Annotated in this window: 11 protein-coding genes; 5 read left to right on the plus strand and 6 right to left on the minus strand. The window is 39.6% G+C overall.

What is annotated here, in order from left to right:
- Positions 1–3: 3 nt before the first annotated feature.
- Positions 4–1512 carry a histidine ammonia-lyase gene (gene hutH, locus ATE92_RS11990; protein WP_100803944.1) on the minus strand — a complete coding sequence of 503 codons (1509 nt, stop codon included), beginning with the start codon at positions 1510–1512 and terminating at the stop codon, positions 4–6.
- A gap of 109 nt (positions 1513–1621) precedes the next feature.
- Here hutH and ATE92_RS11995 point away from each other — a divergent pair, with 109 nt between their 5' ends.
- On the plus strand, positions 1622–2992 hold the full coding sequence (locus tag ATE92_RS11995; protein WP_100803945.1) for a TlpA disulfide reductase family protein: 1371 nt from the start codon (positions 1622–1624) through the stop codon (positions 2990–2992).
- Positions 2993–3041: 49 nt separating this feature from the next.
- On the opposite strand, the gene ATE92_RS12000 is transcribed toward ATE92_RS11995, so the two are convergent.
- Complete coding sequence (locus tag ATE92_RS12000; RefSeq protein ID WP_100804429.1) at positions 3042–4592, minus strand: NAD(P)H-hydrate dehydratase; 1551 nt, start codon at positions 4590–4592, stop codon at positions 3042–3044.
- Positions 4593–4695: 103 nt separating this feature from the next.
- On the opposite strand from ATE92_RS12000, the gene gcvT reads away from it, so the two are divergent.
- The 4 genes from gcvT to ATE92_RS12020 all read left to right on the plus strand — a co-directional run bounded on the left by gcvT (position 4696) and on the right by ATE92_RS12020 (position 7882).
- The gene (gcvT, locus tag ATE92_RS12005; RefSeq protein ID WP_100803946.1) at positions 4696–5778 is read left to right on the plus strand and encodes a glycine cleavage system aminomethyltransferase GcvT; all 1083 of its coding nucleotides are present in this window, start codon (positions 4696–4698) and stop codon (positions 5776–5778) included.
- Positions 5779–5851: 73 nt separating this feature from the next.
- Positions 5852–6697: a sugar nucleotide-binding protein gene (locus ATE92_RS12010; RefSeq protein WP_100803947.1), complete on the plus strand. Its 846-nt coding sequence runs from the start codon at positions 5852–5854 to the stop codon at positions 6695–6697.
- A 12-nt stretch (positions 6698–6709) separates the two neighbouring features.
- On the plus strand, positions 6710–6991 hold the full coding sequence (locus tag ATE92_RS12015; RefSeq protein WP_100803948.1) for a 4a-hydroxytetrahydrobiopterin dehydratase: 282 nt from the start codon (positions 6710–6712) through the stop codon (positions 6989–6991).
- Between the two features lie 171 nt (positions 6992–7162).
- Complete coding sequence (locus tag ATE92_RS12020; RefSeq protein ID WP_100803949.1) at positions 7163–7882, plus strand: YebC/PmpR family DNA-binding transcriptional regulator; 720 nt, start codon at positions 7163–7165, stop codon at positions 7880–7882.
- Positions 7883–7884: 2 nt separating this feature from the next.
- Here the strand turns inward: ATE92_RS12020 and ATE92_RS12025 are convergent, their stop codons facing one another.
- The 4 genes from ATE92_RS12025 to ATE92_RS12040 form a co-directional block, all read right to left on the minus strand.
- Positions 7885–8421 (minus strand): 1-acyl-sn-glycerol-3-phosphate acyltransferase, encoded by a 537-nt coding sequence (locus ATE92_RS12025; RefSeq protein ID WP_100803950.1) that lies wholly within the window; start codon positions 8419–8421, stop codon positions 7885–7887.
- 19 nt (positions 8422–8440) lie between these two features.
- The gene (gene kdsB, locus ATE92_RS14270) at positions 8441–10270 is read right to left on the minus strand and encodes a 3-deoxy-manno-octulosonate cytidylyltransferase (protein WP_369819714.1); all 1830 of its coding nucleotides are present in this window, start codon (positions 10268–10270) and stop codon (positions 8441–8443) included.
- 99 nt (positions 10271–10369) lie between these two features.
- Positions 10370–10948, minus strand: a complete 579-nt coding sequence (locus ATE92_RS12035; RefSeq protein WP_100803951.1) for a DUF4126 domain-containing protein — start codon at positions 10946–10948, stop codon at positions 10370–10372.
- A 3-nt stretch (positions 10949–10951) separates the two neighbouring features.
- Entirely contained in the window at positions 10952–12379 is a 1428-nt protein-coding gene (locus ATE92_RS12040) for an ATP-dependent RecD-like DNA helicase (protein WP_100803952.1), read from the minus strand.
- Positions 12380–12459 lie beyond the last annotated feature (80 nt).

Raw genomic sequence — 12459 nt, forward strand, 5'->3', positions numbered from 1 at the left:
GAGCTAAAACAAAATATCATTATCAATCGAAAAACTCTGCAAAAATGAAATCGATGCGTGAATGTCGTCTGCCAACAGCCGATCCTCAGCTACAAAAGGAACTGTATTTCTGAATGATTCTAAAAATGACTCTAAAAACGGGGAAGTTTTCTTGGGTCTTCTGAATTCCATTGCCTGAGAAGCGTTCATCAATTCGATTGCAAGTACAGTTTCTACATTATCGACGATACGCAAACATTTTGTGGCAGCATTGGCGCCCATACTCACATGATCTTCTTGTCCGTTGGACGAAACAATAGAGTCTACCGAAGCCGGAGAGGCCAATTGTTTATTCTGACTTACAATACTTGCCGCAGTGTACTGCGGAATCATAAATCCGCTGTTCAATCCCGGATTGTTCACCAAAAAAGCCGGAAGATCTCGTAAACCCGAAACCAATTGATAGGTTCTTCTTTCTGAAATATTTGCTAGTTCTGCCATGGCGATCGCTAAAAAATCCAAGCCCAATGCCAAAGGCTGACCATGGAAATTTCCGCCGGAAATAATTTTATCTTCTGCTATAAAAATATTGGGATTGTCCGTAACCGAATTGATTTCAGTCTTAAACGTTTTGGTAACAAACAGAATAGTGTCTTTAGTTGCACCATGTACCTGAGGAATACATCGGAAGGAATACGGATCTTGTACATTTTTCTTTTCCGATTTGCCCAATTCACTTCCCCTAAGAAAGTCTACAAATCGTTCGGCTGTTTTCACCTGTCCGCGGTGAGGTCTTACTAAGTGTACCAGTGAATCGAAGGGACTCATATTGCAATCGAATGCATCGACAGACATGGCAGCAATCATATCGGACATATAAGAAAGCTTATGTGCTTTAAGTAAAATATAGGCGCCGTAGGCGCTCATAAACTGTGTGCCATTTAGTAATGCCAATCCTTCCTTTGCCTCTAAAACAATTGGTTCCCAGTTGTGTTTTTTTAAAATTTCATTTGCTGAAAAGATGGCATCATTTACAAATACCTCTCCTTTCCCCAGGAGCGGTAAAGACAAATGTGCCAAGGGTGCCAGGTCACCGGAAGCTCCTAAACTACCTTGATCGTATACTACCGGTAAAATATCGTAATTGTAAAAATCGATCAATCGCTGAACGGTTTGTAATTGAACTCCGCTATATCCGTAACTCAAAGACTGAACCTTCAGTAAAAGCATGAGCTTAATAATAGGTTTCGGAACAAAATCTCCTGTACCACAAGCATGTGACATCACCAGGTTTTCTTGTAGTTTAGTGAGGTTTTCAGAAGAAATTTTTACATTACATAAAGACCCGAACCCTGTATTGATTCCATAGATAGGCGCATCGTTATTCTTGGTTTTGGCGTCTAAATACTCTTTCGATTTTTTGATATTAAGGGAAGCCTCCTCCGAAAGTTCCAGTAACTTATTCGATTCTATTATGTCTTTTAAAGTAGGTAAATCTAGAATTTCTGAGCTTATATAATGAATCTCTGGCATGTGCTGGTTGGTTTGTATTGCAAAAATACCAATTTATAATGAAGGATTATACAAATATATTTAACTCAAAAATTATATTGTATTTTAGCCTACTTTTTAAACCTAAAACATGAAAAAAATAGTATTTCTTTTGGCTGCATTGGTGATAATTTCTTGCAATAAGGAAGAAAAAAAACCTGAATATGTTATCATAAACGGTACAGTCCAAAACAGTAATTTGGAAACGGCAATGGTACGGGGGAACGATTTTGAAGTTGAAATTCCAATATCGGAAGCCGGAACCTTCACCGATACTTTACGTATTAAGACCGATGGAATGTACGATCTTTTTATAGGGAGAGAACGCACCCCTACCTATCTTGAAAAAGGAGCAAACCTTTCAGTGACTGTAGACCTTCAGGAGTTTGATGAAACAATTTCTTATTCGGGAGATTTGGCTGTTGAAAACAATTATCTGGCCGCCAAATATTTACTTTCTGAAAAAGAAAAGCCCTTTCAGGAAGTTTATTCTCTGAATGAAGCAGAATTTATGGCCGAAGCAAATGCCATCGATAAGGGATATCGAGATTTATTATCCGGTACAGAAGGTATTTCTGAAACATTTTCAAAAATGGAATCTCAAAATCTCGACTATGCCCATGTCATGAATCTGGAAAACTATCAGCAATACAACCGCTATTTCACCGGGAATAAAGAATTTTCAGTCTCAGAAAAGTATTATGATTACACCAAGAATGTGAATTTCTCGGACACAACGGCTTTTAGAGCATCAAATGCATATCAACGAATGCTGGATACACATTTTAGCCGCTTGGTTAGTGAGGCTTCCGAAGGTCGGGAAGATTTCAATATTTCAAAAGCCTATTTAACTACCGTAAATGAAGCCTTGCCTAACGGCTATGCAAAAGATCAGTTAATGTACGATTATTTGCAATTTGGGCTTAGGCCGGACGCTTCTTTGGATGAAGTATATGCATTGTATAAGAACAGTAACCCCGGTGTCGAAAATCTAAATAAGGTAACCGAGCGATATAATAAGTTGAAACCTTTGCAACCCGGGAACGTCTCCCCTACCTTCGACTATGAAAATTTTATGGGAGGAACCACCAAATTAGAAAATCTTAGCGGTAAATATGTTTATATAGATGTCTGGGCTACCTGGTGCGGTCCTTGTATTCGCGAAATTCCTGCCCTTAAAGAGGTAGAAGCTGCCTATCACGGTAAAAATATTGCTTTTGTTAGCATTTCCATAGACGTACCAAACGATTACGATAAATGGAAAGCCATGGTCGTGGAGAAAGAACTTGGTGGCATACAGTTAATGGCGGACAATAATTGGAAATCGAAATTTGTTGAAGAATACGGGATATTAGGAATTCCCCGCTTTATATTAATAGATCCACAAGGAAAAATTGTTGATGCAGACGCACCACGACCTTCAGATGCCAAGTTGCGCAGTATGTTGGATAAAATGATTTAAAACAACAACATAATAATTAAAACGAAAAGCTCCTGTACGGGAGCTTTTTTTATTGCTGTTCTTCTTCTGCTTGGGGCTGTGGAGCAGGATCTTGCTCGAATAAAGCCAGATAAGCATTTCCAAGATTAGCAGTTACATCTCCTGCGATCATTGCCTCGAGTCCCATCGATTGGGCTGCGATGTTTCCAGCGCTACCGTGCAAATACACTCCAAAAACGGCCGCCAATAAAGAATCATACCCCTGAGAAAGCAATCCGGTAATAACCCCTGCCAATACGTCGCCGCTACCGGCCGTAGCCATTCCGGGGTTTCCGGTTGAATTGATATACAATTTGTTATTAAACACAGTGATTGTATTCGCTCCTTTCAAAACAAGTACCGCCTCGTGTTTGTTTGCAAATTTTTTAGCCTTTTCCAATTTATTGTAGTCGTTCTTCCAGCTTCCTATTAAACGCTTCAACTCTCCTTCATGGGGTGTTAGGATGGATAGCTTTGGAAGGACTTTAAGCAGCGAAGTATTTTCCGAAATACAATTTAGTGCGTCGGCGTCGATCACCATGGGTGCCTTACTTTCTTTGAAAAGCTTTTCCAAAGCAGCAACCGTTTTTGCATTTGTACCTATCCCCATCCCTACGCCTATGGCCGAAGCAGTAAAAGAATAGGAAATATTTGTAATGTATTTTTCTTCAGAATCGGTTAGCGTCATAGCTTCGGGAACAGCATTCTGCAAAATATCATTTCCGCATTTTGGCGTAAAGACGGTTAGCATTCCGGCTCCAGTTCGTAGTGTAGCTCCGGCCGCAAGTATTGCTGCTCCTATCTTTCCGTAACTTCCTGCGACTATCAGCGCATGACCAAACATGCCTTTGTGATCGTATTTTTTACGTTGCTTGTAAAATTGTTGAGCTTCAGGTTTTTGAATGAGTTGTGCTAATGGCTCGGCGGTTGCTAAGTATTCAGGATCTAATCCAATGTCCAATACTTCGTAAAAGGGTACATATTTTCCTGTTTCAGGTAGAAAGAAGGCTAGTTTCGGTGCCTGGAATGTGAGAGTATGATTTGCCTTGATTACTGCATCCGGGTCATCCAGAGGTGCTTCGGCATACAAGCCGCTGGGAATATCTATCGCCAGCTTAAATGCCTTGTTTTCATTTAAATAAATGATAAGCTTTTTTACCCATCCGTCCGGGCAACGATTTAAGCCGATCCCAAAAATCCCGTCAATTATAATGTCATCGGGGTTAATTTCCGGAAAATCCTCTTCAGATTTCATCAACTTCGGCCATTTTTTGGTTACATTTTTAATTCGGTCGTAATTAATTAAAAAGTTTTTAGAGCGCTTATCACTGCAATTCACAACATAAACGTGCACATTGTATCCGTTTTCAATAAGCAATCTGCCAATCACCAAGCCGTCTCCCCCGTTGTTTCCAATCCCGCAAAAAATATGAATAGGTACCTGGGCTCCCTGCATGCGTTGATGTAGCCAATTAAATATTTGTGTCCCCGCTCGCTCCATCAATTCGGCCGGTGATATTTGCTGTTTTTCCACCGTGACAGTATCGGCCTGATACAGTTGTTTTGAAGAGAATATTTTCATAGCGTTGTTTCTTTGCCGCAAGTTACCAACCTTGTTGAAAACAATCAAACAAATCCTTCGTTACCTTTTACAGATATAATACATTTGCGAAAAAATTTTACCAATGAAGAATACCGCACTTTCTCACATCCACGAACAATTGGGTGCCAAAATGGTTCCCTTTGCAGGTTATAATATGCCCGTTTCCTATGAAGGGGTTAATGCCGAACACGAAACTGTACGCAAGGGCGTTGGGGTTTTTGATGTTTCACATATGGGAGAATTTTTAATTTCAGGGCCAAAGGCGTTGGATTTAATTCAGAAAGTAACAAGCAACGATGCTTCGAAGTTAGTAGACGGACAAGCGCAGTACAGTTGCCTGCCCAATGCAACCGGTGGAATTGTGGACGATTTAATTGTGTACCGTCTGGAAGCCGAAAAGTGGTTGCTGGTGGTAAATGCTTCAAATATCGAAAAAGATTGGAACTGGATTAGCAGTCAGAATACTATGGACGCCGAAATGCGCAATCTTTCGGAAGATTATTCATTGTTAGCCATTCAAGGACCTAAAGCCGTGGAAGCTATGCAATCATTGACCAGCGAGGATCTTTCCGCAATACAATTTTACACCTTTAAAGTATCCGATTTTGCCGGAATCGATCACGTAATCATTAGTGCTACGGGGTATACGGGAAGCGGTGGATTTGAAATTTACTGCAAAAACAGTGAGGTGGAGCAAGTTTGGAACAAAGTGTTCGAGGCCGGAGCCAGCTACGGCATAAAACCTATAGGTTTGGCTGCCCGAGATACCTTACGCCTGGAAATGGGCTTTTGTCTCTACGGAAATGATATCGATGATACTACTTCTCCAATTGAGGCAGGATTGGGCTGGATTACAAAATTCACCAAAGATTTTATCAATTCCGAGAACTTAAAAAAGCAAAAAGAAGAAGGGCCAAAACGAAGATTAGTCGCTTTCGAACTGGACGAGCGCGGTATCCCAAGACAGGGTTACGATATTGTAGATATTGACGGGAAGATTATTGGAAACGTTACCAGCGGCACCATGGCGCCTTCGCTTGGGAAGGGCATCGGACTGGGATACGTAGCAACCGAATTTAAGGATTTGGGGACGAATATTTACATTCAAATTAGAAAGGCAGCTGTACCGGCAACTGTAGTTAAACTGCCATTTTACAAAGGCTAACACTTACAGACCCAATCGACACCATCGAACGAATTGAACATATGAGTTTTAATAAGATAATTATAGAAAGATAGTGTCAAATCGCATTTTAATTCTTGGAGCCAGTGGTTTTATTGGCAATAGTCTATACAAGGAGCTCATGCCCTATTTTGATGTGTATGGAACATACTGTCATGATGATGCTGCGATGAAACATAACCAGGTCTTTTTTCAATTTGATATAGAAAAGGATTCTGTTTTGGCGGTGTTAGAAAAAATTAAACCAAATGTTGTAATATCTTCATTGCGTGGAAGATATGAGTATCAACTTAAAGTACATAATGAAATAATTAATTATGTTCTTTCGCAGAATGACTGCAGACTCCTTTTCTTGTCTTCAGTGAATGTTTTTGACGGGAAAAATACATTTCCGTCTTATGAAGATAGTCTTACATTGGCTGAAAGCGATTATGGAAAGTATAAAATTTCGGTAGAAAAGGCTATAAAAACGCTTCCTGTAGAAAAGTATGCTATTTTACGACTCCCCATGGTATTGGGAGTGAATGCCCCGGCTATCTTTCAGTTAAAGCAGGCAATAAAACACCAGGCCTCTTTTGAAGTATACCCCAACCTTATTATTTCGATAACTACAGCCAATAAAATTGCGCAACAGGTTCATTATATTATCAATAAGAAGCTAAGTGGTACTTTTCACTTAACCAGTAAAGATATGGTTCATCATGAGGATCTTTTTAGAGAACTCACCGGCAAATTAAGTGATAAAAGTCCTATCTTTAAAAGTGTTTTTAGCAGTAACGACGATAGCTACCTCGCCATTTTGTCCAAATTGAACAAACTACCGAAGGAATATAGAATTACAGTTGCCGAAGTCATTGCAGACAGCACCTTAAAAGAAGAAATTAGTACATTGAAAACATAAAATTGAAAAATCATGAAAGCATTTACAGAACAGGAAGTACTTGAAAAATTAGGTGAAATTCAGGATTGGGAATATCAGGATAGTGCCATTCACACCGCAATAGAATTCAGGGATTTTAAGGATGCATTTTCGGTGATGACGCGTATCGCTTTTGAAGCTGAAAAAATGAATCATCACCCTGATTGGAGCAATGTGTACAACACACTAAATATTAGCCTTTCAACGCACAGTGAAGGAGGCGTAACACAGAAAGATTTCGATTTGGCCAAGATAATCGACAGTTTGGTGAGTTAGGACAGACATTCGAAATTATGAGTGCAAACACTCCAAGTTTGGACAAAAAAAGTATAAGAATTCTTTACATTGAGTCCTTGTAATTTCGAATTTTTATATTTGTTTTGCATAACAATTTTCACAAAACACAATGAATCTTTATAAAGATTCCAAAAAATGATATAGACTATTATGGGAAGAGCGTTCGAATTTCGAAAAGCACGTAAAATGAAGCGGTGGTCCGCAATGTCTAAGGCGTTTACGCGTATTGGAAAAGATATTGTAATGGCCGTAAAAGAAGGTGGTCCCGACCCCGATTCTAATTCACGATTAAGAGCTGTAATTCAGAATGCGAAGGCCGTAAACATGCCCAAAGACAATGTGGAGCGAGCTATTAAAAAGGCAAGTGATAAAAGTCAGGGGGATTACAAAGAGGTACTATTTGAAGGCTATGCACAACACGGAATTGCAGTATTAATTGAAACCGCAACCGATAATAATACGAGAACAGTTGCCAATGTACGTTCTTATTTCAATAAATGCGACGGTAGCTTGGGAACATCCGGGTCGGTAGTTTTTATGTTCGATCACAGCTGTAATTTCAGAATAAACGGTGAAGGCATGGATTTGGAAGAATTGGAGCTGGAACTAATTGATCACGGCGTTGATGAAATTTTTGAAGATGAAGACGGTGTGCTAATCTATGCTCCATTCGAAAAATTTGGAGCTATTCAGGCGTACTTGGAAGAAAATACAATAGAAATCCTTTCTTCAGGATTTGAGCGTATTCCTCAAGTGACCAAAAAACTTACCGAAGAAGAGATGGCCGATGTTGAAAAACTATTGGAGAAACTGGAAGAGGATGATGATGTACAAAACGTATATCACACCATGGAAGAGGGAACTGAGTAAATTCAGGTGTTTGCAGGCTTCTTCCCTACTACTCCCTTGTAATAATTTCGAAGTTTTATAGTGTCTTTTTCAATATCGTTTGTTGGATAAAATGCGGGGTTGATGGTTACGGTTTTTGTGCTGTAGTCGAAAGCTACAGGAATTATAGGCACTTGAGCCGTTTGTGCAATATAGTAATAACCGGTTTTCCAAGCCGCTACTTTTTTACGTGTTCCTTCGGGTGCTAAGGATAATCTGAATTCTTCTTTACTTTTAAACAAGTCGGCAATGGCTTCAACCTTATTTTGTCCTTCGGTTCTGTCTAAAGGCGCGCCTCCCATCCACCGAAAATACCAACCAAGGGGCCATTTGAAAAGTTCTTTTTTACCAACAAAATTAATTTCAGTTTTTAAAATTCGACGTGTAAAAACTCCAATGTAGAAATCGTGCCAACTGGTGTGAGGCACGACAATTACAACTGCCTTTTTAATTGAAGAATCGAAAGTGCCATTGATTTTCCAACCAAGTACCTTGTAGAATATAAATTTGGTAAAACCCATTAGATTGTAATGCTTGGCATTACATTTTTAAATATAGTTCTTTCAGCTTGTCACGAGTTATAATGGTTTCCCAATTGTCTCCAAGCGCATTTTCCCAAAGCGGCACCAGGCTCAGCGCAATATCGATCATTGTGTTCATCTGATCTTCGGTTAAATTTGCGCATAAGTGCTGTGGAATTTCAATTTCGTGGGCTTTTACCATCTTTTTAAACAAGATAACATCCTTCGGATAAAATTCTTCCAAATGGTCAAAAACAATACAGTTTCCTACTCCGTGCTTTGTGCCCAAGACGTATGAAAGTCCGTAGCTCATCGCATGTGCCACTCCTACTTGAGAATAAGCAATACTCATCCCTCCATGCCAGGAGGCCATCATTAATTTTCCACGGGATTCCTCTTCGGTAAGCATATTGTCAACGAATATTTCTCTGCACAAATCGTAGGCCTTTTCACCATAACTCTCACTGAAGGCATTCAGAAAAGTGCCATTTAAGGATTCCACACAATGAATAAAACAATCCATTCCTGTGTAAAACCATTGGTTCTTGGGAACGCCTATCGTAAGATCCGGATCGAGAATTACCTGATCGAAGGGTGTGAAATCGCTATTGATTCCAAGCTTTCTTACTGGTCCCGAAAGCACTGTAGTTCTTGAAACTTCTGCTCCGGTGCCTGAAATTGTTGGTATTCCCACATGATAAATTGCCTTTGTCTTCACCAGATCCCAACCTTGATAGTCGGCCGCACTCCCCTTATTAGTAAGCATGATGGACACAGCCTTTGCCAAATCTAAAATGGTTCCCCCTCCTATTCCAATGATGCCGGAAGGTTTATAGGTGAATTCAGTTTTTATCTCTTTTACAATTTGATCTACCTGTGACGTTTTGGGCTCTTCGTTTGCTGAAATAAACAAAATCTTGTCGTTAAAACGCGGATTGATTCGGTCTATTAACTCTTTATTGTTTTTGAAAACATCGTCCACCAGAAAGATGAAAGGAGCTTTATCCTTTCGCTGTGGGGCTAAAATTGAGCCTAATTGATCGAAACTTCCTTGTCCGAATACCACCTTAGGCACCATGGGAAAGTTTCTGTATTTATTATTTACTGTCTCTTTTTTATCTTCTTTCAATACTTTGTTGGCTCTAATGAGGTCTTCGGGCGTATCAATTTCAATTCCTTGCGTATTAGTTATTGCCATTTTTATATTCTTTCCATATTCTAAGTAACGAATACATTCAATCTTTTCGGCTGCTTCCATAGATCTCATAGGCAATCTGTAAAAATCCATTAGCGCCGCCTTTCTGAACGCATAAATTCCTTTGTGTTTATAATACTGAACCGCAACGTTTTTATCGCGCGGATACGGAATGGGAGATCTCGAAAAATACAGTGCAAAGTTGTCTTTATCTACAATCACTTTTACACAGTTAGGATCGCTTATTTCTTTCCAGTCGTGAATTTCGGTCATAAGGGAAGCCAAATCTATTTTTTCGGCATCCGGGCCGTTAAAAACACTCAACACCTGTTCCAGTCCTTTTTTACTTGTAAAAGGTTCATCCCCCTGCACATTAACCACAATATCGACATCCATGTATTCTACAGCTTCGGCGATGCGATCACTTCCGCAGTCGTGTTCACGAATGCTCATAATAGCTTTCCCTCCGTATTGCTCTATTTCATTAAAAATAATTGCGCTATCGGTCACCACATACACCTCGTCGAACAATTTTGTGGCTTTGGCAGCTTCGTACGTTCGAACAATTACAGGTTTTCCACCCAAATCTTGCATTAACTTTCCCGGGAATCGTGAGGCGCCGTATCGCGCCGGAATCATTGCTATTATCTTCATTCGTGAGATTAGAAGTTATTTTATAAGATGTACAAATGTCAATATGGTTGCTTATTTTGAATACTAAATAAGGTACAAAAAGTTTCAAAAATAAGAAGATTATACAGGAGTGTGGCGATTTTTCCGAAGCTTTTTATAAAACTTATATATGAAGTAAAAAAGAAGGAGTACAATCGCAAAGGCCAATACCGGAATAAAAATAGAGAGTATTGCCATAATAATAGAAGTTCCGGTTTCGACAGTTGTCACAATTGGATTTGCAAACCCTCCTGTAGTAGCGGTAGATCCCATACGCAACATCGAAGTATTTCCTTTAATGGCTGTTGCTGTACCTCCTCCGGCAATAATAGCAAGTGCCCATGTAATTATCGGACTTAAGTCTGATACAGTAGCCACCATTACGGCAGTACCGGCAATCGCAGCCATAGGTACCGCAATAGTATCCAAAGCATTGTCTAACCAGGGAATGTAGTATCCGAAAATTTCAACACAGGTAGCAATTGCAAGCGTGATCACTGCTGCGATACTTCCAATCCATTGCCAGCTTTCATTAAGAGGAATAATTTCGTAATGCCCTGCAACACTCAAAACCAGCAAAGGTAAGAACACACGAAAACCCACTGCAGCCGCCAACCCAATTCCCAAGCAAACACTAATTAAAATTTCTACAGTATCCATGCCTTACGAATCTACAAAAAACTCATCTTTAAAGCCAATGAGGTACAATTTTTCTTTGGCACGTGTAATTGCAGTATACAACCATCGCAGGTATTCCTTGTCGATACCATTTGGCAAATACGGCTGCTCTACAAAAACGGTGTTCCACTGACCTCCTTGCGATTTATGACAGGTAATGGCATAGGAAAACTTTACTTGGAGCGCATTAAAATACTTATTGTTTTTTACTGAAAGAAACCGTTTGTAATTGGATTTCTCGGAAGCGTAATCCTGCATCACTTCCTGATACAGTTTATTGGCATCTTCATAGGAAAGTGAAGGTGTTTCGGAAGTTAGCGTGTCTAACAATAATACGGTGTCAAAAGGTTTCATATTGGGATAATCGACCATTCTAATTCTTACTTCAGCAAAGCGAAATCCGTATAAATCTTTAAAACTCATAATTTCCAGCACCTCGATAATATCTCCGTTCGCAATAAATCCGGCTTCGGTAGTGGGTTGTACCCAAAAGTAATTGTTCTTTACCACCATTAGATAATCCCCTGCCGAAAGCTCTTCCTCCTGAAAAAGAATTCGATTTCTGATATTCTGATTGTATAAATTAGCGCGCTTGTTGGATCGAACGATTATCACTGTGTCTTCATTCCCCAATGTGGAATAACTATCCTGAATCGCATCCATAAGTTCTTGTCCGTCTAGGGGACGAATAACATCGGGATAGCCAAGCTCGGTGAATTTAAAGGCTTCAAAAAGACCGTCTTCAATTCGGCTTCTCATCTCGGTGGCATTAATAAGAATGCCACTATCCTGTTGCTGCCTCACGACCTCGTCCATCTCCAGCTCGATTACTTGTTTGCTATAATAGTTCTCCAGTGTATGCTTGTCTAAGGCCGGGCTAATAGCTAGTTTTACAGGAGGCAATTGGGCGGTATCACCTATTAGCAATAGTTTACAACGGTGGCCGCTATACACATACTGCATTAAATCGTCTAGTAAGGAGCCGTTTTCAAAAAGTTTTGATTCCGAATTGATATCGGGTATCATTGAGGCTTCGTCGACTATAAATATAACATTCCGATGTTTATTTTTTTGAAGTGTAAAAGAAACTCCGCCTCCCTTTTTACTTTTTGGATAGTATATTTTCTTATGGATTGTAAACGCTTCTTTGTTTGAGTAGTTACTTATTACTTTTGCAGCTCTTCCGGTTGGAGCCAAAAGGACCGCCGATTTTTTAGCCTTCCATAAATTTTTAACCAAAGTTCCTACAATGGTAGTTTTGCCGGTTCCCGCATACCCTTTGAGCAAAAAGATCTCATTGTGATTGTCGTTTGTAATAAAACCGGCCAATAATTGAAGCGCAACATCCTGCTTTGGGGTTGTGGTGTGAGGAAAATCGCTCTTTAATAAGCTATAAAACTGAGAAACATTCATGAAAACTGCACTGTCTTAGAGGCTTTAAAGATAGCTATGATTTTTTCGGAATATACTTTAACGAACAAAAAAAAATTGTA

The organism is Ulvibacter sp. MAR_2010_11, from assembly GCF_002813135.1.
GTDB lineage: Bacteria > Bacteroidota > Bacteroidia > Flavobacteriales > Flavobacteriaceae > Altibacter.

What these genes read in the sequence shown, in the direction of transcription:
- hutH (WP_100803944.1), bottom strand. Translation starts at nt 1,512, where the DNA reads ATGCCAGAGATTCATTATATAAGCTCAGAAATTCTAGATTTACCTACT.
- ATE92_RS11995 (WP_100803945.1), top strand. Translation starts at nt 1,622, where the DNA reads ATGAAAAAAATAGTATTTCTTTTGGCTGCATTGGTGATAATTTCTTGC.
- ATE92_RS12000 (WP_100804429.1), bottom strand. Translation starts at nt 4,592, where the DNA reads ATGAAAATATTCTCTTCAAAACAACTGTATCAGGCCGATACTGTCACG.
- gcvT (WP_100803946.1), top strand. Translation starts at nt 4,696, where the DNA reads ATGAAGAATACCGCACTTTCTCACATCCACGAACAATTGGGTGCCAAA.
- ATE92_RS12015 (WP_100803948.1), top strand. Translation starts at nt 6,710, where the DNA reads ATGAAAGCATTTACAGAACAGGAAGTACTTGAAAAATTAGGTGAAATT.
- ATE92_RS12020 (WP_100803949.1), top strand. Translation starts at nt 7,163, where the DNA reads ATGGGAAGAGCGTTCGAATTTCGAAAAGCACGTAAAATGAAGCGGTGG.
- ATE92_RS12025 (WP_100803950.1), bottom strand. Translation starts at nt 8,421, where the DNA reads ATGGGTTTTACCAAATTTATATTCTACAAGGTACTTGGTTGGAAAATC.
- kdsB (WP_369819714.1), bottom strand. Translation starts at nt 10,270, where the DNA reads ATGAAGATAATAGCAATGATTCCGGCGCGATACGGCGCCTCACGATTC.
- ATE92_RS12035 (WP_100803951.1), bottom strand. Translation starts at nt 10,948, where the DNA reads ATGGATACTGTAGAAATTTTAATTAGTGTTTGCTTGGGAATTGGGTTG.
- ATE92_RS12040 (WP_100803952.1), bottom strand. Translation starts at nt 12,379, where the DNA reads ATGAATGTTTCTCAGTTTTATAGCTTATTAAAGAGCGATTTTCCTCAC.